The sequence below is a fragment of the Erwinia aeris genome (assembly GCF_041224955.1).
In the GTDB taxonomy this organism is placed as follows: Bacteria; Pseudomonadota; Gammaproteobacteria; order Enterobacterales; family Enterobacteriaceae; genus Erwinia; species Erwinia aeris.
Map to the genome: position 1 here is coordinate 97890 of NZ_JBGFFX010000010.1, position 23318 is coordinate 121207.

21 protein-coding genes are annotated in these 23318 nt (G+C 56.2%); 14 read left to right on the plus strand and 7 right to left on the minus strand.

Features of this window, described 5'->3' with window-relative positions; translation table 11 throughout:
- Positions 1-147: 147 nt before the first annotated feature.
- Entirely contained in the window at positions 148-438 is a 291-nt protein-coding gene (locus tag AB6T85_RS16330) for a DUF2756 domain-containing protein (RefSeq protein ID WP_253457530.1), read from the minus strand.
- Between the two features lie 155 nt (positions 439-593).
- On the opposite strand from AB6T85_RS16330, the gene ggt reads away from it, so the two are divergent.
- On the plus strand, positions 594-2336 hold the full coding sequence (gene ggt / locus AB6T85_RS16335; protein WP_253457532.1) for a gamma-glutamyltransferase: 1743 nt from the start codon (positions 594-596) through the stop codon (positions 2334-2336).
- A 33-nt stretch (positions 2337-2369) separates the two neighbouring features.
- On the opposite strand, the gene AB6T85_RS16340 is transcribed toward ggt, so the two are convergent.
- Positions 2370-2867 carry a GNAT family N-acetyltransferase gene (locus AB6T85_RS16340; protein WP_301251861.1) on the minus strand — a complete coding sequence of 166 codons (498 nt, stop codon included), beginning with the start codon at positions 2865-2867 and terminating at the stop codon, positions 2370-2372.
- Positions 2868-3254: 387 nt separating this feature from the next.
- Here AB6T85_RS16340 and AB6T85_RS16345 point away from each other — a divergent pair, with 387 nt between their 5' ends.
- The 4 genes from AB6T85_RS16345 (at position 3255) to gntU (ending at position 7159) form a co-directional block, all read left to right on the plus strand.
- Complete coding sequence (locus tag AB6T85_RS16345; RefSeq protein ID WP_253457539.1) at positions 3255-3950, plus strand: pirin family protein; 696 nt, start codon at positions 3255-3257, stop codon at positions 3948-3950.
- 94 nt (positions 3951-4044) lie between these two features.
- A complete protein-coding gene (gene gntR / locus AB6T85_RS16350) occupies positions 4045-5040 on the plus strand; it encodes a gluconate operon transcriptional repressor GntR (RefSeq protein WP_253457542.1) in 996 nt (331 codons plus the stop codon).
- Positions 5041-5278: 238 nt separating this feature from the next.
- Entirely contained in the window at positions 5279-5812 is a 534-nt protein-coding gene (gene gntK, locus AB6T85_RS16355) for a gluconokinase (RefSeq protein WP_253457545.1), read from the plus strand.
- A gap of 6 nt (positions 5813-5818) precedes the next feature.
- Positions 5819-7159, plus strand: a complete 1341-nt coding sequence (gntU, locus tag AB6T85_RS16360) for a gluconate transporter (protein WP_125289912.1) — start codon at positions 5819-5821, stop codon at positions 7157-7159.
- Between the two features lie 242 nt (positions 7160-7401).
- Here gntU and AB6T85_RS16365 read toward each other — a convergent pair whose 3' ends face one another.
- The 3 genes from AB6T85_RS16365 to AB6T85_RS16375 form a co-directional block, all read right to left on the minus strand.
- Positions 7402-7596 (minus strand): hypothetical protein, encoded by a 195-nt coding sequence (locus AB6T85_RS16365; protein WP_369896158.1) that lies wholly within the window; start codon positions 7594-7596, stop codon positions 7402-7404.
- Entirely contained in the window at positions 7580-8059 is a 480-nt protein-coding gene (locus AB6T85_RS16370; protein WP_369896159.1) for a hypothetical protein, read from the minus strand. The genes AB6T85_RS16365 and AB6T85_RS16370 overlap by 17 nt, the downstream gene beginning before the upstream one ends.
- Positions 8060-8249: 190 nt before the next feature.
- The gene (locus tag AB6T85_RS16375) at positions 8250-8843 is read right to left on the minus strand and encodes a YhgN family NAAT transporter (protein ID WP_125289910.1); all 594 of its coding nucleotides are present in this window, start codon (positions 8841-8843) and stop codon (positions 8250-8252) included.
- 241 nt (positions 8844-9084) lie between these two features.
- Here AB6T85_RS16375 and asd point away from each other — a divergent pair, with 241 nt between their 5' ends.
- Complete coding sequence (gene asd / locus AB6T85_RS16380) at positions 9085-10194, plus strand: aspartate-semialdehyde dehydrogenase (RefSeq protein WP_369896160.1); 1110 nt, start codon at positions 9085-9087, stop codon at positions 10192-10194.
- Here asd and AB6T85_RS16385 read toward each other — a convergent pair.
- Positions 10174-10350: a hypothetical protein gene (locus tag AB6T85_RS16385; RefSeq protein ID WP_253457553.1), complete on the minus strand. Its 177-nt coding sequence runs from the start codon at positions 10348-10350 to the stop codon at positions 10174-10176. The genes asd and AB6T85_RS16385 overlap by 21 nt on opposite strands.
- A gap of 385 nt (positions 10351-10735) precedes the next feature.
- Here AB6T85_RS16385 and glgB point away from each other — a divergent pair, with 385 nt between their 5' ends.
- The 7 genes from glgB (at position 10736) to AB6T85_RS16420 (ending at position 21180) form a co-directional block, all read left to right on the plus strand.
- Entirely contained in the window at positions 10736-12922 is a 2187-nt protein-coding gene (gene glgB, locus AB6T85_RS16390) for a 1,4-alpha-glucan branching enzyme (protein ID WP_253457556.1), read from the plus strand.
- On the plus strand, positions 12919-14904 hold the full coding sequence (glgX, locus tag AB6T85_RS16395) for a glycogen debranching protein GlgX (RefSeq protein WP_369896162.1): 1986 nt from the start codon (positions 12919-12921) through the stop codon (positions 14902-14904). Before glgB ends, glgX begins: the two co-directional genes overlap by 4 nt.
- Before the next feature lie 12 nt (positions 14905-14916).
- Positions 14917-16206, plus strand: coding sequence for a glucose-1-phosphate adenylyltransferase (glgC, locus tag AB6T85_RS16400; protein ID WP_253457562.1), 1290 nt, complete (start codon positions 14917-14919; stop codon positions 16204-16206).
- Between the two features lie 75 nt (positions 16207-16281).
- Positions 16282-17715, plus strand: a complete 1434-nt coding sequence (gene glgA, locus AB6T85_RS16405; protein ID WP_125289905.1) for a glycogen synthase GlgA — start codon at positions 16282-16284, stop codon at positions 17713-17715.
- Positions 17716-17734: 19 nt separating this feature from the next.
- Positions 17735-20182 carry a glycogen phosphorylase gene (glgP, locus tag AB6T85_RS16410; RefSeq protein ID WP_253457565.1) on the plus strand — a complete coding sequence of 816 codons (2448 nt, stop codon included), beginning with the start codon at positions 17735-17737 and terminating at the stop codon, positions 20180-20182.
- 342 nt (positions 20183-20524) lie between these two features.
- Positions 20525-20800, plus strand: a complete 276-nt coding sequence (locus AB6T85_RS16415) for a hypothetical protein (protein WP_253457568.1) — start codon at positions 20525-20527, stop codon at positions 20798-20800.
- 14 nt (positions 20801-20814) lie between these two features.
- On the plus strand, positions 20815-21180 hold the full coding sequence (locus tag AB6T85_RS16420) for a hypothetical protein (RefSeq protein ID WP_253457570.1): 366 nt from the start codon (positions 20815-20817) through the stop codon (positions 21178-21180).
- A 55-nt stretch (positions 21181-21235) separates the two neighbouring features.
- On the opposite strand, the gene glpD is transcribed toward AB6T85_RS16420, so the two are convergent.
- On the minus strand, positions 21236-22744 hold the full coding sequence (glpD, locus tag AB6T85_RS16425; RefSeq protein WP_301730910.1) for a glycerol-3-phosphate dehydrogenase: 1509 nt from the start codon (positions 22742-22744) through the stop codon (positions 21236-21238).
- A gap of 226 nt (positions 22745-22970) precedes the next feature.
- Here glpD and glpE point away from each other — a divergent pair, with 226 nt between their 5' ends.
- The gene (gene glpE, locus AB6T85_RS16430; RefSeq protein ID WP_253457575.1) at positions 22971-23300 is read left to right on the plus strand and encodes a thiosulfate sulfurtransferase GlpE; all 330 of its coding nucleotides are present in this window, start codon (positions 22971-22973) and stop codon (positions 23298-23300) included.
- Positions 23301-23318: the final 18 nt, after the last annotated feature.

Consider the following 23318-nt stretch of genomic DNA (forward strand, 5'->3'; position numbering starts at 1 on the left):
ATAGCACCGAATCGTCGAACCGACGCGATTCGGCTACAGTCCCATCTTAATCCCTATTCTGCTGCACCAACGGCTGAGTAATGCTACCGGGCGGTGATTGATATCGCCGGATCGTCCAACTGGGGCAATCCGGCTGTTGGCCTGACCTTAATTTGTATTCTGCTGCACCGACGGCTGAGTAGTGCTGCCGGGCTGCGTCTGCAACACGCGCTGGGAAGCGCTGTTACGCTGATCCTGCACCTTTCGCTGTAGCTGCTGGCTTTGCTGCTGCTGATCCTGCTGCAGTTTCCGCTGTTGCTGAACCTGCTGCGTCTGCATCTGCTGCTGCATCCGCTGCGAGCTGGGGTTATAGCCCGGCTGGTTAGGCTGATTATTATTTAGCATATTGGCCATGCCGCTTAACGGCAGCAGCGCGGCACACACGAGTAACCATTTCATCAAATACCTCCCTAAGCTGTCTATCCAGTGTATGTCAGCCGCGCTGTTCTGGCCTGAGGGCCAGTCTGAATTTGTAGGTTTTCTCGCCTTTTCGCTTGTTTTGTGCATAGTTAGAGACGGTAAACAAACGTAAATAATTCTAATAAGAGGTGAATATGGGGCAGGGCAGAGTGACGCTGGCAGCATCGCTGATAGCAGGACTGATTTTCTGGCAGGGCGCGACGGCAGCGCCCACCGCGCCGCCAATCTCGTACGGCGTGGACGCCGATACTTTCCATCCGGTAAAAGAGCAGCACGGCATGGTCGCCTCGGTAGATGCGCTCGCCACCCAGGCAGGCGTGGACGTGCTGAAACGCGGCGGCAATGCGGTAGATGCCGCCATCGCCGTCGGCTATGCGCTGGCCGTCACGCATCCGCAGGCCGGTAACCTTGGCGGCGGCGGTTTTATGCTAATCCGCACCGCTTCCGGCCATGCTACCGCCATCGATTTTCGTGAAATGGCACCGATTAAAGCCAGTCGCGATATGTTTTTAGACGCCCAGGGCAACGCCGACGGTAAAAAGTCGCTGACCTCCCATCTGGCTTCCGGCGTGCCGGGCACCGTGGCCGGTTTCGCGCTGGCGAATAAAGAGTACGGCACGTTGCCGCTGGCGCAGCTGATCGCACCGGCCATCAGGCTGGCGGAAAAAGGCATCGTGGTTAACGAAGCGCTGGCTGATGATTTGAAAGTGTACGGCAAAGAAGTGCTGATTACGCACCCCAACAGTAAAGCCGTTTTTTATAAAGCAGACGGCCAGCCCTACGCGCGCGGCGAAAAGCTGGTGCAGCATAATCTTGCCCGTAGCCTGCGGCTGATTGCGACGCAAGGCCCGGACGCTTTCTATAAAGGGGAGATCGCCTCGGAAATCGCCGCGGAAATGGCGGCGAACGGCGGCCTGATCGGCAAAGCGGATCTGGCCAATTATAAAGCGGTCGAGCGTAAGCCCATCAGCGGCACCTATCGCGGTTATGAAGTCTTTTCTATGCCGCCGCCTTCTTCCGGCGGGATCCATATAGTGGAAATCCTCAATATCCTGGAAAACTTCGATCTGGCGAAAATGGGCTTTGGCAGCGCCGACGCTATGCAGGTGATGGCGGAAGCGGAAAAACATGCCTACGCCGATCGTTCTGAGTATCTGGGCGATCCTGATTTTGTGAAAGTGCCGTGGCAGGCGCTGACCAGTAAAGCCTATGCGAAATCGCTGGCCCAGCAGATTGACGTGAACAAAGCGCTGCCTTCGACAGAGATTAAACCCGGCAAGCTGGCGCCTTATGAGAGCAATCAGACCACGCATTTTTCCGTGGTCGATAAGCAGGGTAATGCGGTCGCGGTGACCTATACGCTGAACACCTATTTTGGCAGCGGGATCGTGGCGGGCAAGAGCGGCATTTTGCTCAACAACGAAATGGACGATTTTTCCGCCAAGCCGGGCACGCCGAATATTTATGGTCTGGTCGGCGGCGAGGCAAATGCGGTGCAGCCTTACAAAAGGCCGCTCTCTTCCATGTCGCCGACCATCGTCGCCAAAGACGGCAAAACCTGGCTGGTAACGGGCAGTCCGGGCGGCAGCCGTATTATTACAACCGTGCTGCAAATGGTCGTTAACAGCATCGATTTCGGTATGAACGTGGCGGAAGCGACCAACGCGCCGCGCTTTCACCATCAGTGGTTGCCGGATCAGCTGCGCGTGGAGAAAGGCTTCAGCCCGGATACGCTGAAGCTGCTGGAGGCAAAAGGGCAGCACGTTAAGGTACTGCCTGCGATGGGCAGCACGCAGAGCATTATGATCGGCCCGGACGGCACCCTGTATGGCGCTTCCGATCCTCGCTCTGTTGACGATCTGACGGCAGGTTATTAACGAGAGGGGGCGATATTTTATCGCCCCTGTGTTTTAAGCGGCGCGCAAACGCGCCATATAGAGCGCATCCACCTGTTTGCCGTTGCGTACGGCATAGCGCCGCGCCACGCCTTCCGTTTCAAAACCAAACCGCTGATACAATCTTACCGCCGTGTCGTTGTCGGCAAATACCGTTAGCTCAATGCGCTCGACGCTCAGCCAGCTATCGCACAGGCTGACCATCTCCTGCATCAATGCGGAGGCCACGCCGCGACCACGGTAGTGATAATCGACGCAGAGTCCAAAAGTCGCGGTATGCCGCCGACGCGCGCGGCCATTAACCTCCAGATATAAGTCGCCGACCACCTGTTCATCAACGCAGGCGACCAGCCGCTGCATGCCGGGCTGAAGTTTCTGTAGACGTTCCTGAACAAGCTGAAGCGAGGGATGAGGAAGCTGTAGCGTGTCGGTGTAGGTTTCCGGCTGGCTGACAATACGATGCAGCGCGGCAGCGTCTTCAACGACGGCGTGTCTTATCACTATCTCACTCATTCTCTCGCTCCTTTTGGTTATTTCCTGCTTAAATTCAGGGGATTCTGGCGCAAAAGCAAGCGAAAAAAATGCCGCAGAGGCTTTACAAGTGCGAATGATAATGATTATTATTGTCATGCGTTTTCGATTTGGGCTTCACGGACCGGTCGGGAAGGCACGACATTGCTCACATTGCTTCCAATATTATTTAGCCAGCTCGGGTGCTGGCTTTTTTTTTGCCTGCCCGGCGGCAACCTCCGTTTTCTCCCTTCTTATCTGCTTGCGCAAACGGTCTGAAAGACGCCTGTTAATTTCATCGAATAATTTGAACAGAGGAGACAATTTTCTCCGCTATCTTCCCGGTCAGCACAGGTCCAGACTATGTGAAAACGTTGAGGAGGATTGAACATGATTTACTTACGCAAAGCACAAGAACGCGGTCACGCTAACCACGGCTGGCTGGACAGCTGGCACACGTTTTCTTTCGCTAACTACTACGACGCCAACTTTATGGGCTTCTCGGCGCTGCGAGTGATTAACGAAGATGTTATTGATGGCGGCCAGGGCTTCGGCACTCATCCCCATAAAGATATGGAAATCCTGACGTATGTGCTTTCCGGTACCGTTGAGCATGAAGACAGCATGGGCAATAAGGAGCAGATCCCGGCGGGCGAGTTCCAGATTATGAGCGCCGGCACCGGCGTGCGTCACTCTGAGTACAACGCCAGCAAAGACGTGCCGCTGCACCTGTATCAGATCTGGATTATTCCGGAAAGAACGGGCATCACGCCACGTTACGATCAGCGTCGTTTCGCGGATGTTCAGGGCCGCCAGCTGGTGCTGTCGCCGGATGCGCGTGAAGGCTCGCTGAAAGTTTATCAGGATATGACGCTTTCCCGCTGGGTGCTGAAGCAGGGCGAGCAGGATACCGTACAGGTTGAGCCGAACCGTCGTATCTGGATCCAGGTGGTGAAAGGCGATGTCACGGTCAACGGCGAAAAAGCGGGCACCAGCGACGCTTTCGCAATCTGGGATGAAGCTTCGCTGAGCCTGGAAGCCGCCAGCGACGCCGAAATCCTGCTGTTCGATCTGCCGCCGGTTTAAGATCACACTTTGGGCGCGGCCTGCCGCGCCCTTCACCGTTTTCCCGCCAATTTTGTTACACTCAAGCGATCCACCCTCTGACTCCCTGAAAATAATGAAGAAGAAAAGACCGGTGCTACAGGACGTTGCCGATCGTGTGGGCATCACCAAGATGACCGTCAGCCGCTATCTGCGCAATCCCGATCAGGTTTCCGTTGCCTTGCAAAGCCGTATTGCCGCCGCGCTCGATGAGCTGGGCTATATCCCTAACCGCGCGCCCGATATTTTATCTAACGCCACCAGCCGGGCGATCGGCGTGCTGCTGCCTTCTCTTACCAACCAGGTTTTCGCCGACGTGCTGCGCGGCATCGAAGCCGTAACCGATGCGGCAGGTTATCAGACCATGCTGGGCCATTTTGGCTACAGCGCGGAAAAAGAAGAGCTACAGATGCGCTCGCTGCTGGGCTGGAATATCGACGGGCTGATCCTGACCGAACGCACCCACACGCCAGCCAGCCTGCGGATGATCGAAACCGCAGGGATCCCGGTGCTGGAGATGATGGACTGCGTTTCGCCTTGCCTGGATCTGGCGGTAGGGTTTGATAACGTCGAGGCGGCGCGGCAGATGACCCACGCTATCCTGCGCAAGGGACATCGCCGCACGGTTTATCTGGGGGCGAGGCTGGACGAACGTACTTTGCTGAAGCATCAGGGTTATGAACAGGCGATGCGCGAAGCGAACCTGGAGCCGCGCAGCATCATGATGGAAGAAGCCTCTTCTTTTTCGATGGGCGGCACGCTGATGCTGGCGGCGCAGCAGCGCTATCCTGATACAGACAGTCTGTTTTGCACCAACGATGATTTAGCGATAGGCGCCATGTTTGAATGCCAGCGGCAGGGGCTGCGCGTGCCGCAGGATATTGCTATCGCGGGCTTCCACGGCCACGACATCACCCAGGTGGTCACGCCAGAGCTGGCCACCGTGCTGACGCCGCGTGAAAAAATGGGGCAGGTTTCCGCCTCGCTCCTGCTGGCGCGCATTCGCGGCGAGCAAACCGGATCGCAGCAGATCGACGTCGGCTTTACGATTTCTGAAGGCGGCAGTATTTGATTCCATAGAGCCGATCCCGTCGGCTCTGTTTGATCCCATAGAGCCGATCTGCCCGGTTCTTTGTCCCTTTGTGCCGCAGCCACTCCTAATCTGTCATTTTTTTGAACCATCTCACATTTACCAGCTTTTTCCGCTCTGGCTGTTGCCATACTTCACGGGCGTCCAGACAATGTTACCGATAACAACATAACGCTAACAATAATGGGCAGGTCCCTGACATCTTCGCCGGAGTAAAACAATGAACAACTCTTTTCCGTCCAATCATGTATTTGTGCTGATGGGCGTATCCGGCAGCGGCAAATCGGCCGTTGCCAATGCCGTCGCTTATCATCTGAAAGCGGCCTTCCTGGATGGCGATTTCCTGCATCCTCGCAGCAATATTCAAAAGATGGCGGACGGTCATCCCCTGAACGACGACGACCGCCGTCCCTGGCTGAAGGCGATTAACGACGCCGCGTTTGCTATGCAGCGTACCAATCAGGTTTCGCTGATCGTTTGTTCCTCGCTGAAAAAGAGCTACCGCGACATTCTGCGCGAGGGCAATGACAACCTGTCGTTCATCTATATGAAGGGCGATTTCGATACCATTGAGGGCCGTCTGCGCGCGCGTAAAGGGCACTTCTTCAAGCCGCAGATGCTGGTCACGCAGTTTGAAACGCTGGAGGAGCCGGGCAGCGACGAGCGCGACGTGCTGGTCGTGGATATCAACCAGACGCTGGATGAAGTTGTGGCTACCACTATCGCCACCATCGAAGGTGCGATAAATAAGTAGGGTGTCATGGCAACTGCAACACTGGTATTAACCGCGGCAGGCTCTGTCCTGCTGCTGCTGTTCCTCGTGATGAAAGCGCGGATGCACGCCTTTCTGGCGCTGATGCTGGTCTCTGTCGGCGCCGGGATCTTCTCCGGGATGCCGCTGGATGACATTGCCGCCACCATGCAAAAAGGCATGGGCGGCACGCTGGGCTTCCTGGCCGTGGTCGTCGCGCTGGGTGCGATGTTCGGTAAAATTCTGCACGAAACCGGCGCGGTCGATCAGATAGCGATCAAAATGCTGAAAACGTTTGGTGAAAGCCGCGCGCACTACGCGATGGGCATCGCCGGGCTGATCTGCGCGCTGCCGCTGTTCTTTGAGGTGGCGGTGGTGCTGCTGATCAGCATCGCCTTCGCCGTGGCGCGCCGCACCGGCGACAACCTGGTCAAGCTGGTTATCCCGCTGTTTGCTGGCGTGGCGGCGGCGGCGGCGTTTTTGCTGCCCGGCCCGGCGCCGATGCTGCTGGCTTCGCAGATGCACGTCGATTTCGGCTGGATGATCCTGCTCGGCGTCTGCGCGGCGATCCCCAGCATGCTGATCGCCGGCCCGCTGTTCGGCAACTTTATCAGCCGACACGTGGAATTTACTCTGCCGACAGAGGACAACCATCCTGAGTTTGATGAGAGCAAGCTGCCCTCGTTCGGCTTCAGCCTGTCACTGATCCTGTTTCCGCTGGTGCTGGTTGGGCTGAAAACCATCGGCGCGCGCTTTGCGACCGAAGGCACTTCGCTCTATGAGTGGCTGGAGTTTATTGGCCATCCGTTTATCGCCATTCTGCTCGCCTGTTTGCTGGCGATCTATGGCCTGGCGTATCGTCAGGGCATGGATAAAGAGCGGGTGATGCAGATTTGCGGCAGCGCGTTGCAGCCGGCGGGTATCATTCTGCTGGTAATTGGCGCGGGCGGCGTCTTTAAGCAGGTGCTGGTGGATTCGGGCGTTGGCCCGGCGTTGGGGCATGCACTGACCGGCGCGGGCCTACCGGTGGCGCTGGCCTGCTTTATCCTGGCGGGCGCGGTGCGCATCATTCAGGGCTCCGCAACGGTCGCCTGTCTGACGGCGGTAGGACTGATTATGCCGGTAATTGAACCGCTGCATTATTCCGGCGCGCAGATGGCGGCATTATCCATCTGTATCGCGGGCGGTTCGATCATTTTCAGCCACGTTAACGACGCGGGCTTCTGGCTGTTCGGCCGTTTTACCGGCGCAACCGAAGGGCAGACGCTGAAGACCTGGACGATGATGGAAACCATCCTCGGCACTACCGGCGCTATCGTGGGTATGATCGCCTTTGCGCTGCTTTCTTAATGTATTGATCGGCGGGCGGCTTAGCGCCGCTCGCCTTTTTCTTTTGCTGAAGGAGGAAAAATCAGAAAGGGGAACAGCAGGTAGGGCGCAATAACTAATAAGGCAACCATCCCACGAGAATAGCCGGCGTCGTTGGCTCTGCGGACGCCACGACCAGACCGATCCCAAACAGTAAAATCTTGCCGTCAGCAGCCACTCTTTGACAGTCGCGATTGATTGTTATGCAGGCAACGGCTTCTGAATTACTTCTGAACCGAGCGGCGTAACATCGCATCCGGCAACGGTGCACCCAGATTTCCGATCCCGCCAGCTTCACGAATGGCAGATGAAAGTTCGATTGCTCGCTGGGTTTTATGCTGTCGAGCCATACGCATTACCTCTTCACGAGTTAACCCGTGTGCTGAACGCCCGGTTTCACAATCAGGTTTCAATGACATAGATCCCCCATTCCCTGTATTTTGAGACGTAATGATAGCCTGAATTTTGTTCATTTTCACTCAGTACTTCGTCATATAGCTTGCCAAGCCCGGGCCGGACGGGAATAGCTACCACGGCCTGCGGCGCGTATTTAGCAACAAAATCCGTGATTGCTCCGCCCACTGCTTTTAACATAAATTCTTTCAGATCGAGCCAGGAAAAATTCATTTCTTTACCCGGCGAAAATAGAGGGGAATCGGTCATGACTGCTTCTAACGTGTAAAAATTGAAGAGATAAAAATCGTTTTGAAGGGTGTGAGGAGAATAGTCACCTGCGAAAATTTCATGAAACTGACTGGGCAGGCGTTCTATATCAATAATGTATTCCTCTGTCTTATCCGCTCTTTTTTCAACCGTAGCGATATAGCAGACGTTTCGGGTACGCATCGGCAGCTTAAAAGGCTGTACCGTAATTTTCATCATTGCCAATCCTTTGGACTTATCTTATCCGCTGTCAGTTAATAAATTCGCCTGAAAATTATACAGACCTTCAGAGAGTACAGACAGCGTTTGTTACTGTACTACCGAATAACTGATGCCCTGTTCAGGAGGAAAAGGCGCAATGCCGCACGACAGAAGCGGCAAAACATTTCATACAGTGGTTGTGTTCCGATCAGAGCTTCAGATAAGCGCGGATCCCGTCCAGGAACATCTGTGTGGCCAGCATAATCAGGATCAGGCCCATCAGACGCTCCAGCGCGTTAACGCCTTTTTCGCCCAGCAGCCGTAAAAACAGCCCCGAAAAGAGCAGAATCGCCACCGTAGCGCCCCAGGCGATCAGCAGCGAGCCCGCCAGGTAGCCGATGTTGTTGGGATACTGATGCGACAGCAGCATTAGCGTCGCCAGCAGCGAAGGGCCAGCCACCAGCGGAATGGCCAACGGCACCAGAAAAGGTTCTTCGCCTGCGGGCAGGCCACTGCTGTTGCTTTCGTGCGAGGGGAAAATCATCTTGATAGCGATCAGAAACAGGATAATGCCGCCGGAAATCGAGACGGTCTCCGTTCGCAGGTTCAGAAACGCGAGAATTTTTTCACCGGCAAACAGGAACAGCAGCATAATCGCCAGCGCGATCAGCATTTCCCTAATCAGCACCGTCCGACGACGTTTCGGCTCCAGATGCTTTAAAACCGACATAAAAATCGGCAAATTGCCCAGCGGATCCATAATAAGCAGCAATAATATGGTCACCGAAATCATCTCTGTCATGGGTTTCTCCTTCTTTCCACCGGGGCTGGTCTTCCGTTATAAGCAGCTCTGCTAAAAAAGCCGCGCTAATCGAATTAATTCACTTGCCACTTTTGCTGCATTTTGTAAGGTGATAGCCATATTTCTTTCTTATCACTTACTCTAACAGGTCAGGCGTTTTTGTCGCAGACAGTTTGCCTTTCGCCAGCGGGCGGCTCAAGGCTACTCGCAGACGGGCAAACCAGCCTGAAACAGGTGCAATATGAAATCAGTAGGCTTAATTGGTTGGCGCGGCATGGTCGGTTCCGTGCTGATGCAGCGGATGACGGAAGAGCGCGACTTTGACGTCATTCGCCCGGTATTTTTCTCCACCTCTCAGCATGGCCAGGCCGCGCCGCAGTTTGGCGGTCAGTCTCCGGGCCTGCTGCAAAATGCATATGACCTGGACGCGCTGAAGGCGCTGGATATCATTATCACCTGCCAGGGTGGCGACTACACCACCGAGATTTATCCAAAGCTGCGTGCGGCAGGCTGGCAGGGGTACTGGATTGACGCGGCCTCCACGCTGCGTATGCAGGACGACGCGCTGATTATCCTGGATCCGGTCAACCATCACGTTATTCGTCAGGGTCTGGACAAAGGCATTAAAACTTTTGCGGGCGGCAACTGCACCGTCAGCCTGATGCTGATGTCGCTGGGCGGCCTGTTCGCCCAGGATCTGGTGGAGTGGGCGTCCGTAGCGACCTATCAGGCGGCTTCCGGCGGCGGCGCGCGGCATATGCGTGAGCTGCTGACGCAGATGGGAATGCTGCACGACGGCGTGGCGAAAGAGCTGCAAAATCCGGCCTCCGCTATCCTGGATATCGAACGCAAAGTCACCGAGATGAGCCGCAGCGGCGTGCTGCCAACCGATAACTTCGGCGTACCGCTGGCGGGTAGCCTGATCCCGTGGATCGACAAACAGCTGGAAAACGGCCAAAGCCGCGAAGAGTGGAAAGGCCAGGCGGAAACCAACAAGATCCTGCAGCCGGCGCGCACTATTCCGGTCGACGGCCTGTGCGTGCGCGTTGGCGCGCTGCGCTGCCACAGCCAGGCGTTTACGCTGAAGCTGAAAAAGGATGTGCCACTGGCGGAAATCGAACAGCTGCTGGCTGCCCATAACGAATGGGCTACCGTGGTGCCAAATGACCGTGAGCTTACCCTGCGCGAGCTGACGCCAGCGGCGGTGACCGGCACGCTGAAAACGCCTGTGGGCCGTCTGCGCAAGCTGAATATGGGGCCGGAGTATCTTTCTGCCTTTACCGTTGGCGACCAGCTGCTGTGGGGGGCCGCCGAGCCGCTGCGCCGGATGCTACGACTGCTGGTGGATTAAGACCGCCTCGCCCTGCCAGAACGGCAGGGCGCTTTCACCTGCACGCGGTCGTGCCTGTCGTGCCGCGAAGGTTACTTTTCCATTTTTAATTTCCATATCTTTCCCAACATTAACGATAACAGTTGCGCTGTTTAAACATTCATCAACGGTCAACATGTCGCGATCGGTGAAAGCGGTTAACCGTGCGCCTTAACTGCATTTGTTCCCTGAGGGGAATTTTATCGCTCCGGCTTCCCTGCTTTTCCATGCCGCTTACTAATCTGTGAAAGTTTGATCTGAAAGCAATATTTTTTCTTCATTCGACCCTGGCTTTACTGGCGCCCTGGCTATGCTTAGCTGTATCGCCCGATTACGGGATGTTTGGCGCTGTCTGCCACGTCCGATCACGTTTTGAGTATTCAACAGAAGTTGTCGCACGCTGCGGCGGTTTTTTGCACAGGATGTCAGGCCGTACCCGCCAGCGTGCTTTTGGCTCAATGAAGAGCAGCGCATTCGTTTTTTTCTGAAAAAGGATCGCCTGCCATACATTACAGGTACAGTCATGTCAGAGCTTACGGATCGCCGGTTAATTAATGCGTTAATTTCCGGTCATTATGCTGACCCCTTTTCGCTACTCGGCATGCATCAAACCCCAAAGGGATTGACGGTGCGCGCCCTGTTGCCGGACGCCACCGAAGTTTGGGTAATCGAAACCAATACCGGCCGGAAATGTGCTCAGCTGGAATGTATTGATTCACGGGGATTTTTCGAAGGCGTGATCCCACGCCGCAAAAATATGTTCCGCTACCAGCTGGCCGTCACCTGGCACGGTCAGCAAAACCTGGTGGATGATGCCTATCGCTTTGGGCCGCTGCTGAAAGAGCTGGACAGCTGGCTACTGGCGGAAGGCACCCACTTACGTCCCTATGAGAGCATGGGCGCGCACTCGGACGTGATTGACGGCGTTATCGGCACCCGCTTTTCCGTATGGGCACCTAATGCCCGTCGTGTCTCCGTGGTCGGCGATTTTAACTTCTGGGATGGCCGTCGCCATCCTATGCGGCTGCGTCAGGAGAGTGGCGTCTGGGAGCTGTTTGTGCCCGGCGCCGTGCAGGGGCAGCTTTATAAATATGAAATCATCGATAAAAACGGGCAGCTGCGGCTGAAATCCGACCCGTATGCTTTTGAAGCGCAGATGCGGCCGGACAGCGCCTCGATGATTTGCGGCATTCCGCCTAAAACCACCATGTCGGAAGCGCGCCAGCGGGCCAACGATTTTGACGCGCCCATCTCTATTTATGAGGTGCATCTCGGATCGTGGCGTCGCCATACGGATAACAACTACTGGCTGAGCTACAAAGAGCTGGCCGAGCAGCTGGTGCCTTATGCCAAAGAGATGGGCTTTACCCATCTTGAACTGATGCCGATCAACGAGCATCCGTTTGACGGCAGCTGGGGCTATCAGCCTACCGGCATGTATGCGCCAACGCGCCGTTTCGGCACGCGCGACGAGTTCCGAAACTTTATTGCCGTTGCCCATCAGGCTGGCCTGAACGTGCTGCTGGACTGGGTGCCGGGACATTTTCCCTCCGATGATTTCGGCCTCGCCAAATTTGACGGCACCGAGCTGTATGAGCATGGCGACCCGCGCGAAGGCTTTCATCAGGACTGGAACACGCTGATTTATAACTTTGGCCGTCGTGAAGTCAGCAACTATCTGACCGGCAACGCGCTCTACTGGATCGAACGTTTTGGCATCGACGGTCTGCGCGTGGATGCCGTCGCCTCCATGATCTATCGCGACTACAGCCGGGCGGAAGGCGAATGGATCCCTAACCATTTTGGCGGCCGGGAAAACCTGGAAGCTATCGCTTTCCTGCGCTACACCAACCGCACGCTGGGCAACGCCGCGCCCGGCACCGTGACCGTGGCGGAAGAGTCCACCGATTTTCCGGGCGTCACGCGTCCGTCCGAAACGGGCGGCCTGGGCTTCTGGTACAAGTGGAACCTGGGCTGGATGCACGACACCCTGGACTACATGCAGGTGGATCCGCTCTACCGCAAGCATCACCACAACAATCTGACCTTCGGAATGCTTTACAACTCCACCGAAAACTTCGTGCTGCCGCTGTCGCACGATGAAGTGGTGCACGGCAAGCGTTCTATCCTGGATAGGATGCCCGGCGACGTCTGGCAGAAGTTCGCCAATCTGCGCGCCTACTACGGCTGGATGTACGGCTTCCCCGGCAAAAAGCTGCTGTTTATGGGCAATGAGTTCGCGCAGGGCAAAGAGTGGAATCACGATATCAGCCTGGACTGGCATCTGCTGGAGGGCGAGGACAACTGGCACAACGGCGTACAGCGCCTGGTGCGCGACCTGAACCATACCTACCGCGAGCATCCGCCGCTGTATCAGCTTGATTTTGACCAGATGGGCTTTGAGTGGCTGGTCGTGGATGATTTTGATAACTCGGTGTTTGTTTTTGTGCGCCGCGATCGTGAAGGCAACGAACTGATTGTGGTCAGCAACTTTACGCCTGTTACGCGCTACGACTACCGTTTCGGCGTTACGCAAGCGGGCAGCTGGCAGGAAGTGTTGAATACCGATTCCGCGCATTATCACGGCAGCAATGTCGGTAATCTGGGATCGATTAGCAGCGAGGCTATTCCAAGCCATAACCGTGAACACTCAATCAGTATGACCTTGCCGCCGCTTGCTACGGTGTGGCTGGTCAGGGAGGCCTCATGAGCCAATTGCAGCCCGGTAAATCCACGCCGACAGGCGCGACCTATGACGGCAAGGGCGTAAATTTTACGCTGTTTTCGCAACACGCCGAGCGGGTAGAGCTTTGCCTGTTTGACGAGCGAGGCATTGAAACGCGGATGGATCTGCCCGCCCGCACCGGCGATATCTGGCACGGCTATCTGCCCGCCGCCAAACCGGGCCAGCTTTACGGCTACCGCGTTCACGGGCCGTGGCAGCCTGAAGCCGGGCACCGCTTCAACCCACACAAGCTGCTGATTGACCCCTGCGCGCGCGAAGTGATCGGTGAAGTTACTGACGATCCTCGTTTTCAGTGCGGCCCACAGGTTTTGGATACCAGAGACAGCGCGGCAGTTGCACCGCGCAGCGTGGTCGTGGCCGATGATTTCGACTGGGAAGACGACAAATCGCCGCGCGTGCCGTGGGGCTCCACCGTTATTTACGAGGCTCACGTACGCGGCCTGACCAAACGCCATCCCGGTATTCCGAAAGAGATCCAGGGCACCTATGCCGCGCTGGGCCATCCGGTGATGATCGACTACTTCAAGCGGCTGGGCATTACCACGCTGGAGCTGCTGCCGGTCGCCTTCTTCGCGCACGAGCCGCGTCTGCTGCGGCTTGGGTTGACCAACTATTGGGGCTACAACCCGCTGGCGCCTTATGCGCTAGATTCCCGCTACGCTTCCGGCGTGAACGGCGTGCATCCGCGTGATGAGTTCCAGCAGGCAGTGAAAGCGCTGCATGCGGCAGGCATTGAAGTGGTGCTGGACGTGGTTTTTAACCATACGGCCGAGCTGGATGAAACCGGGCCGATGCTGTCGAAGCGCGGCGTGGATAATAAAAGCTTCTACTGGCTGGACGAGCAGGGCAAGTATGAAAACTGGACCGGCTGCGGCAACACGCTCAACATCAGCCATCCTAACGTGCTGGACTGGACGCTGGAGTGCCTGCGGTACTGGGTTGAGGTTTGCCACGTCGACGGCTTCCGCTTTGACCTGGCGACGGTGCTGGGCCGCACGCCGGAATACCATCCGCACGCCTCTATTTTTGAAGCGATGCAGGAAGATCCGCTGCTCTCCCAATGCAAGCTGATTGCGGAGCCCTGGGATATCGGCCCGGACGGCTATCAGGTCGGCAACTTTCCGCCGCCGTTTGCCGAATGGAACGACCAGTACCGCGACACGATGCGGCGCTTCTGGCTGAACGGCGACAGCAGCAATGCTGAGTTCGCCAAACGTTTCGCCGGCTCCAGCGATATCTTTAACCAGCAAGGGCGGCTGCCTTCGGCCAGCATCAACCTGATTACCGCGCACGACGGCTTTACCCTGACCGACCTGGTCTGCTTTAACGAAAAACACAACGAGGCCAACGGCGAAGATAACCGCGACGGTCACAACGGCAACTACAGCTACAACCACGGCGTCGAAGGGCTGAACGCGCCGCTGCTGGTAGCCGAGCACCGTTTGCGCAGCGTACACGGCTTATTGACCACGCTGCTGCTCTCGCAGGGCACGCCGATGCTGCTGGCCGGCGACGAACACGGCCACACTCAGCACGGCAACAACAACGCCTACTGTCAGGATAACGAGCTGACCTGGCTCGACTGGGAAAACAACAACAGCGGACTGTTTACTTTTACTGCTGCCCTGATCCACCTGCGCAAACGCATTCCTGCGCTTCAGGCCGATCGCTGGTGGCAGATTGACGACGGCAACGTGGAATGGCTTGGGCCGGACGGTCAGCCGCTGTCTGCCGACGCCTGGCACCACGGCGAACGCAGGATGCAGATCCGGCTGTCGCAGCATTGGCTGATGGTGATGAACGCCACCGAAGAAGTGTGCGACATCACGCTGCCACCAGGGCGCTGGCACGCCATTCCGCCCTTCGCCGGGGAAAACAACCCCGTTCTGTTAACTGTCTGGCATGGAGCCGCGCACGGTGTGTGCGTGTTCCAGGAACAACCATAACAGGAGTCAGGCATGGCCACTTTAGATAAGAACGACCCTCTGATGTTGGCAAGACAATTGCCGTCGCAAACTGTAGCCCTGATCCTGGCGGGCGGACGCGGCACGCGCCTGAAAGACCTTACCGCCAATCGCGCCAAACCTGCCGTTCACTTCGGCGGCAAGTTCCGCATTATCGATTTTGCCCTGTCAAACTGCCTGAACTCCGGGATCCGGCGGATCGCGGTGATCACCCAGTACCAGTCGCATACGCTGGTGCAGCATATCCAGCGAGGCTGGTCGCTTTTTAACGAGGAGATGAACGAGTTCGTCGACCTGCTCCCTGCCCAGCAGCGCCAGACCACCGAGCACTGGTATCGGGGTACGGCGGATGCCGTGACGCAGAATCTGGATATTATTCGGCGCTATGAAGCGAAATATATCGTGATCCTGGCCGGCGACCATATCTACAAAATGGACTACTCGCGCATGCTGCTGGACCACGTGGAGAACGGCGCGAAATGCACCATTGCCTGCCTGCCGGTACCGATTGAAGAGGCCAGCGCCTTCGGCGTGATGGCGGTCAACGATCAGAACAAAGTCGTCGATTTCCTGGAGAAACCGGCCGATCCGCCGTCGATGCCGGGTAACGATACCCTGGCGCTGGCGAGCATGGGCATCTATACCTTTAACGCCGACTATCTTTATCAGCTGCTGGAAGACGATCTGAAAATTCCCGAATCGAACCATGACTTCGGCAAAGATATTCTGCCGAAGATCGTAGCGACCGGCGAAGCGCTGGCGCACTCCTTCAGCCTGTCCTGCGTGCAAAGCGATAAAGACGCGCCGCCTTACTGGCGCGATGTCGGCACGCTGGAAGCTTACTGGAAAGCCAACCTCGATCTGGCGTCGGTGACGCCGGAGCTGGATATGTACGACCGTGAATGGCCTATCCGTACCCATATGGAGCCGCTGCCGCCGGCGAAATTCGTGCAGGACAGGTCAGGCAGTCATGGAATGACGATGAATTCACTGGTATCGGGCGGCTGCATTATTTCCGGCTCGGTGGTAGTGAATTCCGTTTTGTTTTCACGCGTAAGAATCAATTCTTTCTGCAATATCGAATCCTCTGTGCTGTCGCCGGATGTGGTAGTGGGGCGCTCCTGTCGCCTGCGCCGCTGCGTTATAGATCGTGCGTGCGTGCTGCCCGAAGGAACGGTAATCGGTGAGAATCCGGATGATGACGCGCGCCGTTTTTACCGCTCGGAAGAAGGCATTGTGCTGGTGACGCGTTCCATGCTGGCGAAGCTGGGCTGGCGCAGTTAACCGCATAAAGTACAAAAATAAAGCACAGGTATTTGATGCGGAGGAACGCGTCAGAACAAGGTAAAGGAGCCGATAATGCAGGTTTTACATGTCTGTTCAGAAATTTTCCCGCTGCTGAAAACGGGCGGGCTTGCTGATGTTGTGGGAGCATTACCGGCGGCGCAAATTGCACAAGGGATTGATACTCGCGTATTGATCCCGGCGTTTCCGGACTTGAAAAAAGGGATACCGGATACCGAAGTGGTCGCCCGACTGCATACTTTTGCCGGCTATGTCGAGCTGCTTTATGGACAGTACGACGGCGTAGGCATCTATCTGATCGACGCGCCGGGACTGTACGATCGCCCCGGCAGCCCGTATCACGATGAATCGCAGTTTGCCTATACGGATAACTATCTCCGTTTTGCGCTGCTGGGCTGGATGGGCTGCGAAATTGCCTGCGGACTGGACACCTTCTGGCGACCGGAAGTGGTTCACGCGCACGACTGGCACGCCGGTCTGACCTGCGCCTATCTGGCCGCCAGAGGCCGTCCGGCAAAATCCGTGTTCACCGTACACAACCTGGCGTATCAGGGGCTGTTTTACGCGCATCATCTGGACGAAATCCAGCTGCCGTGGTCTTTCTTCAATATGCACGGCCTGGAATTTTATGGGCAGATCTCCTACCTCAAAGCTGGGCTGTTCTATGCCGATCATATTACGGCGGTCAGCCCGACCTATGCGCGCGAGATCACCCAGCCGGAATTTGGTTACGGTATGGAAGATCTGCTGAAGCAGCGGCAGATGGAAGGGCGGCTGACCGGCATCCTGAACGGCGTGGATCCGCTGATCTGGGATCCGGAGCAGGATCTGCTGCTGACTACGCGTTATAACCGTGACGTGTTAGACGCCAAGCAGGAGAACAAGCGCCAGCTGCAAATTGCGATGGGGCTGAAAATTGACGAAAAAGCCCCGGTGTTTGCCGTGGTCAGCCGCCTGACGAAGCAGAAAGGGCTGGATCTGGTGCTGGAGGCGCTGCCTGGGCTGCTGGAGCAGGGCGGTCAGCTGGTGCTGCTGGGCGCGGGCGACGCGGTGCTGCAACAGGGCTTCCTGGCGGCGGCCGCGGAATATCCGGGTCAGGTTGGCGTGCAGATTGGCTACCACGAAGCCTTTTCGCACCGCATCATGGGCGGCGCCGACGTGATTATGGTGCCGAGTCGCTTTGAGCCTTGCGGGCTGACGCAGCTTTACGGCCTGAAGTACGGCACGCTGCCGCTGGTGCGGCGTACCGGCGGCCTGGCCGATACGGTCAACGACAGCTCGCTGGAGAACCTGGCCGACGGCATTGCCAGCGGTTTCGTCTTTGAAGACAGCAATGCCTGGTCGTTGCTCCGTGCCATTCGCCGCGCCTTTGTGCTCTGGTCGCGCCCTTCGCTGTGGCGTTACGTACAGCGTCAGGCAATGGCAATGGATTTTAGCTGGCAGGTGGCCGCCGTGGCCTACCGCGATCTCTATCAACGTCTGCTGTAAAGAACCCAGGAAAATTGATATGAACGCACCTTTCATCTATACCGCCCCAACGCTCAGCGTCGAGGCACTGAAGCACTCCATCGCCTATAAATTGATGTTCACTATCGGCAAGGATCCTTCCGTTGCCAACAAACATGAATGGCTGAACGCCACGCTGCTGGCGGTGCGGGATCGGATGGTGGAACGCTGGCTGCGTTTTAACCGGGCGCAGCTGTCACAGGATGTGCGTCAGGTCTATTATCTGTCGATGGAATTCCTGGTAGGCCGCACGCTTTCCAATGCGCTGCTGGCAATGGGTATTTACGAAGACGCGCGCGCCGCGCTGGAAGAAATGGGTTTCGATCTGGAAGATCTGATCGGCGAAGAGAGCGATCCGGGGCTGGGCAATGGCGGTCTGGGCCGCCTGGCCGCCTGCTTCCTGGACTCGCTCGCCACGCTGGGCCTGCCCGGACGCGGCTACGGCATCCGCTACGATTACGGCATGTTTAAACAGAATATCGTTGACGGTCGCCAGGCGGAATCGCCGGATTACTGGCTGGAGTACGGCAACCCGTGGGAGTTCCAGCGCTTTAATACCCGCTACAAAGTCCGCTTCGGCGGACGTATTCAGGTAGAGGGCAGCCGTTCCCGCTGGCTGGAAACGGAAGAAGTGCTGGCGATGGCCTATGACCAGATCATTCCGGGCTTTGATACCGACGCCACCAACACGCTGCGCCTGTGGGGCGCGCAGGCGAGTAACGAAATCAACCTGGGGAAATTTAATCAGGGCGACTACTTTGCGGCGGTGGAAGATAAAAACCACTCGGAAAACGTCTCGCGCGTGCTTTACCCGGATGATTCGACCTACTCCGGGCGCGAGCTGCGTTTACGCCAGGAATATTTTCTGGTGTCGGCCACGGTGCAGGATATTCTTAACCGGCACTGGGTGATGCATCAGACGTTCGATAACCTGGCGGATAAGATAGCCATCCACCTGAATGATACCCATCCGGTGCTGGCTATCCCGGAGCTGATGCGCTTGCTGATCGACGAGCATAAGTTCAGCTGGGACGACGCGTTTGAAGTGACCTGTCAGGTCTTCTCCTACACCAACCATACGCTGATGCAGGAGGCGCTGGAAACCTGGCCGGTAGATATGATCGGCAGGATCCTGCCGCGCCATCTGCAAATTATTTTCGATATCAACGACTACTTCCTGAAAACGATTCAGGACTACTATCCCGATGACTGGGATCTGCAGTCGCGCATCTCGATCATTGATGAGAACAACGGTCGTCAGGTACGGATGGCCTGGCTGGCGGTCGTGGTCAGCCACAAGGTCAACGGCGTGTCCGAACTGCACTCTAACCTGATGGTACAGTCGCTGTTCGCCGACTTTGCCGCGCTGTTCCCTGGCCGCTTCTGCAATAAAACCAACGGCGTGACGCCGCGTCGCTGGGTGGCGCTGGCCAATCCTTCGCTTTCAGAAGTATTGGACGACACCATTGGGCGCAACTGGCGTACCGACTTAAGCCAGCTTGACGAGCTGAAGCAGCATATCGACTATCCTGGCTTTTTGAAAAGGATCAGCGATTCCAAGCTGACCAACAAAAAGCGGCTGGCGGCGCATATCGCCCAGAAAATGGATATCGTTATCGATCCTCACGCATTGTTCGACGTGCAGATCAAGCGTATCCACGAGTACAAACGTCAGCTGCTGAACGTGCTGCATGTGATCACCCGCTACAACCGGATCAAGGCCGATCCGGATGCCGACTGGGTACCGCGCGTGAATATTTTTGCCGGTAAGGCCGCGTCGGCCTACTACATGGCAAAACATATTATTCATTTGATCAACGATGTCGCGCAGGTGATCAACAACGATCCGCAGGTGAAAAATAAGCTGAAGGTCGTGTTTATCCCCAACTACAGCGTCAGCCTGGCCCAGGTCATTATCCCGGCGGCCGACCTTTCCGAGCAGATTTCTCTGGCGGGCACGGAAGCGTCCGGCACCAGCAATATGAAATTTGCCCTGAACGGCGCGCTGACCATCGGGACGCTGGACGGCGCCAACGTCGAGATGCTGGAGCACGTCGGCGAAGAGAATATCTTTATCTTCGGCAACACCACGCCGCAGGTCGAGGAGCTGCGCGCCCAGGGCTATAACGCGCGTAAATACTACGAACAGGACGCCGAGCTGCATCAGGCGCTGACGCAGATCGCTACCGGCACCTTCAGCCCACAGGAGCCTGGCCGCTATCGTAATATTTATGATTCGCTGGTGAATCTGGGCGACCACTATCAGCTGCTGGCGGACTATCGCAGCTACGTGGATACCCAGGACAAGGTGGACGAGCTGTACCGCCATCCGGAGGAATGGACGCGCAAAACGCTGCTGAATATCGCCAATATGGGCTACTTCTCGTCGGATCGCACCATTCAGGAATACGCCGATGAGATTTGGGGCATCAAGCCGATCCGCCTCTAAGCTCTGCCGTGACTAAAAGCTTTACCTGAAGACTCGCTGTGCTGTATTTTTATACAGCATGGCGAGAGTTGGCCTGAAGAAGTTTCTCCCCGCTTTGGCACTATTTTATTTTTTGTATCAGGCAAATAAATACCTCAAACAGAACGCCACGAGCACCTTCATTTCAGGAGCTGGCTGCCATTGCATTATCCGTAACTTGCTGGTGAAGGAGGGGTGACCACGGCGATCCGCCTGTAGCGCTAAAGGTCCGTTCTGAGCCTTCAACCTGAGTTTAAATTTGTACATTTCACGGCCCGCTGCGATATAATTTGCTCACTTTACCATCAGCAAAGGATGTCGAACATGCCGAGTAAAATTACTCTTTCTGAAAAGGTGGCACGGGAGAAATTAGGCGATCCGCAGCAATTTAAAGGTGGTGTCTATATTACCCAAAATGGCGCGACCGGACTCTTCGTTCAGCCCGCCGACGAACGTGAAGCAGAGCTTGCCGCCATCGCTAAAGAGCGTGAGCTTAATGCTTTAGGCAAAATTTTAATGCGCGGAAAAAATGACATTACTCAGGGACGCAAGATGACGCCGGAAGAGGCGTTAAAAAAATTGCGTGAAATAAAAGGATAATTCGCGAGGCTGTTATGAACAAGGAGGTTTACTTAGCCGAAACTGCGGTTAGGTCGCTACAGGAAATTAAATTTTATAAGCGCGAAGCGTCAATACGCGCGGGTATGCCCTATGCTGAAAGCGAAGAAGCGGCCCAGGCATTTGTTGAAAATTTGATGCTAAATAGCCTTGAACAGATTAGCAATGAGAGGCTGGAATGGGCTTACGATACCGATATGGCTAATCGCGGTATAAAAGTTAAACGCTACTACGATGCAAAACGGGATTATCTGTGTTTTTTTGATCACGATACTGATGATATCGCCGTCCTTTATTATGCCAGTCCACGCCAGAATCACACTGATGCGCTTTATCGATTGTTAATAAACCAGCCGCTCTGACAAAAAGGGCGGAAATCAATTCCGCCCTCTGTGTTACCGCTTTAGCCGTCAGCCCTTATGAGGCCAGCGATAAAACCGGTTTTTTACCGTGCTGGGCCAGCCATTCACCGACGCGTGCGCGCTCCTGCTCGTTCAGGAACATGCCCATTTTGGTACGGCGCCACAGCGCATCGTCCTGCTCGCGCACCCATTCCTTCTCGACCAGATAACGCAGCTCCGCTTCGTAGAAGTGGTGGCCAAAGCGTTCGCCCAGATCGTCCAGGCTTTTCGCCGGTTTCAGGAACAGCTCGGTGTTGCTGCCGTAGGTACGGGCATAGTGGCGAGCCATCGCTTCGGTAATAAACGGATAGCGGCGACGCAGGCTGGCGGCGTAATCCTCACGCGTGCCGGCGATATCGCCGCCGGGCAGCACGCAGCTGCGCGTCCAGGCCGGGCCGGCTTTCGGATAATACTTAGACAGCTTTTCCATCGCATGCTCAGCCAGCTTGCGGTAGGTGGTCAGCTTGCCGCCGAAGACCGACAGCAGCGGCGCCTTACCGTTATCGTCACGCACGTCCAGCGTGTAGTCGCGGGTGATGGCCTGCGGCGAATCGGATTCGTCATCGCACAGCGGGCGCACGCCGGAATAAGACCAGACGATATCTTCCTTGCTCAGCGTCTTCTTAAAGTGGTTGTTAAACACTTTCAGCAGATACTCGGTCTCTTTCTCGTCGATATGCACGTTTTTCGGATCGCCTTTGTACTCCACGTCGGTGGTACCGATAATGGAAAACTCATCCATCCACGGGATCACAAAAACGATACGGTTGTCTTCGTTTTGCAGGATATAAGCCTGCTTTTGCGTATGCACGCGCGGCACCACGATATGGCTGCCTTTGATCAGGCGAATACCGTAAGGTGATTTCAGCTGGAGGCCGTCGTCAAACAGCTGCTTCACCCAGGGGCCAGCCGCGTTGACCAGGCCTTTAGCCTGCCACGTGTGGGTTTTGCCGGTATCGATATCTTCTGCTTCTACCGTCCACAGGTCGTTCTCACGCCAGGCGCGAGTGACGCGGGTGCGGGTACGGACTTCGCCGCCGCGCTTTTCCACTTCCTGTGCGTTGAGCACGACCAGGCGCGCATCGTCTACCCAGCAGTCGGAATATTCGAAACCGCGCGTAATTTCCGGCTTCAGCACCGAGTCTGATTCAAAACGCAACCCTTTGCTGCCCGGCAGGCTGGTGCGTTTGCCCAGATGATCGTACATAAACAGACCAACGCGGATCATCCATGCCGGACGCAGGTGCGGGCGGTGCGGCAGGCGGAAGCGCATTGGGAAAGCGATATGCGGCGCCATTTTCAGCAGCACTTCACGCTCGGCCAGCGCTTCGCTGACCAGGCGGAATTCGTAGTGTTCCAGGTAGCGCAGGCCGCCGTGGATCAGTTTAGAGCTGGCGGAAGAGGTAGCGCAGGCCAAATCTTGCGCTTCCAGCATCAGCACAGACAGGCCGCGTCCTGCAGCATCTGCTGCAATGCCAGCGCCGTTGATACCGCCGCCGATTACGATCAAGTCTTTGGTTTCCACGTCATCTCCTCCGATGTTCGGAATAGTTCTTAAATGTTCGTTTTCGAGCATTATAATAATCGCAAAGCGACACTGATGCCAGCCTTAACCGAATAAAAACATTTATGCGTGATGCAGGTAACAGAATTGTTCACGAAAAAGCCGTATAGCCCTGCATTTCGTTGGGTTATTGTCGGCTTTGTTCGCGATACAATAGTGGCCGCTTGTCATTATTCGAGAATCGATCATGGAACAATTTGAGTGCATCAACGTGCAGCAGGCGCAGGCTTTGCTGACCCAGGACAACGCCCTGCTGGTCGATATCCGCGATCCGCAAAGCTACGCTATCGGACACGCCAGCGGCGCTTTCCACCTGACTAACACCACGCTCAGCACCTTTATCCAGCAGAGCGATCTCTCTGTGCCGGTACTGGTGATGTGCTACCACGGCAACAGCAGCAAGGGCGCGGCGCAGTATCTGCTGACGCAGGGCTTCAAAGCGGCCTACAGTATTGATGGCGGTTTCGACGCCTGGCGCGCCGCTTTTCCACAGCAGGTTGATTCCGCCGCGGACTAACCGCAGACAGGAAACCAT

Bases quoted from the DNA above. Each gene is read 5' to 3' on its own strand.
- AB6T85_RS16330 (WP_253457530.1), bottom strand. From the start codon at position 438: ATGAAATGGTTACTCGTGTGTGCCGCGCTGCTGCCGTTAAGCGGCATG.
- ggt (WP_253457532.1), top strand. From the start codon at position 594: ATGGGGCAGGGCAGAGTGACGCTGGCAGCATCGCTGATAGCAGGACTG.
- AB6T85_RS16340 (WP_301251861.1), bottom strand. From the start codon at position 2,867: ATGAGTGAGATAGTGATAAGACACGCCGTCGTTGAAGACGCTGCCGCG.
- AB6T85_RS16345 (WP_253457539.1), top strand. From the start codon at position 3,255: ATGATTTACTTACGCAAAGCACAAGAACGCGGTCACGCTAACCACGGC.
- gntR (WP_253457542.1), top strand. From the start codon at position 4,045: ATGAAGAAGAAAAGACCGGTGCTACAGGACGTTGCCGATCGTGTGGGC.
- gntK (WP_253457545.1), top strand. From the start codon at position 5,279: ATGAACAACTCTTTTCCGTCCAATCATGTATTTGTGCTGATGGGCGTA.
- gntU (WP_125289912.1), top strand. From the start codon at position 5,819: ATGGCAACTGCAACACTGGTATTAACCGCGGCAGGCTCTGTCCTGCTG.
- AB6T85_RS16365 (WP_369896158.1), bottom strand. From the start codon at position 7,596: ATGTCATTGAAACCTGATTGTGAAACCGGGCGTTCAGCACACGGGTTA.
- AB6T85_RS16370 (WP_369896159.1), bottom strand. From the start codon at position 8,059: ATGATGAAAATTACGGTACAGCCTTTTAAGCTGCCGATGCGTACCCGA.
- AB6T85_RS16375 (WP_125289910.1), bottom strand. From the start codon at position 8,843: ATGACAGAGATGATTTCGGTGACCATATTATTGCTGCTTATTATGGAT.
- asd (WP_369896160.1), top strand. From the start codon at position 9,085: ATGAAATCAGTAGGCTTAATTGGTTGGCGCGGCATGGTCGGTTCCGTG.
- AB6T85_RS16385 (WP_253457553.1), bottom strand. From the start codon at position 10,350: ATGTTGACCGTTGATGAATGTTTAAACAGCGCAACTGTTATCGTTAAT.
- glgB (WP_253457556.1), top strand. From the start codon at position 10,736: ATGTCAGAGCTTACGGATCGCCGGTTAATTAATGCGTTAATTTCCGGT.
- glgX (WP_369896162.1), top strand. From the start codon at position 12,919: ATGAGCCAATTGCAGCCCGGTAAATCCACGCCGACAGGCGCGACCTAT.
- glgC (WP_253457562.1), top strand. From the start codon at position 14,917: ATGGCCACTTTAGATAAGAACGACCCTCTGATGTTGGCAAGACAATTG.
- glgA (WP_125289905.1), top strand. From the start codon at position 16,282: ATGCAGGTTTTACATGTCTGTTCAGAAATTTTCCCGCTGCTGAAAACG.
- glgP (WP_253457565.1), top strand. From the start codon at position 17,735: ATGAACGCACCTTTCATCTATACCGCCCCAACGCTCAGCGTCGAGGCA.
- AB6T85_RS16415 (WP_253457568.1), top strand. From the start codon at position 20,525: ATGCCGAGTAAAATTACTCTTTCTGAAAAGGTGGCACGGGAGAAATTA.
- AB6T85_RS16420 (WP_253457570.1), top strand. From the start codon at position 20,815: ATGAACAAGGAGGTTTACTTAGCCGAAACTGCGGTTAGGTCGCTACAG.
- glpE (WP_253457575.1), top strand. From the start codon at position 22,971: ATGGAACAATTTGAGTGCATCAACGTGCAGCAGGCGCAGGCTTTGCTG.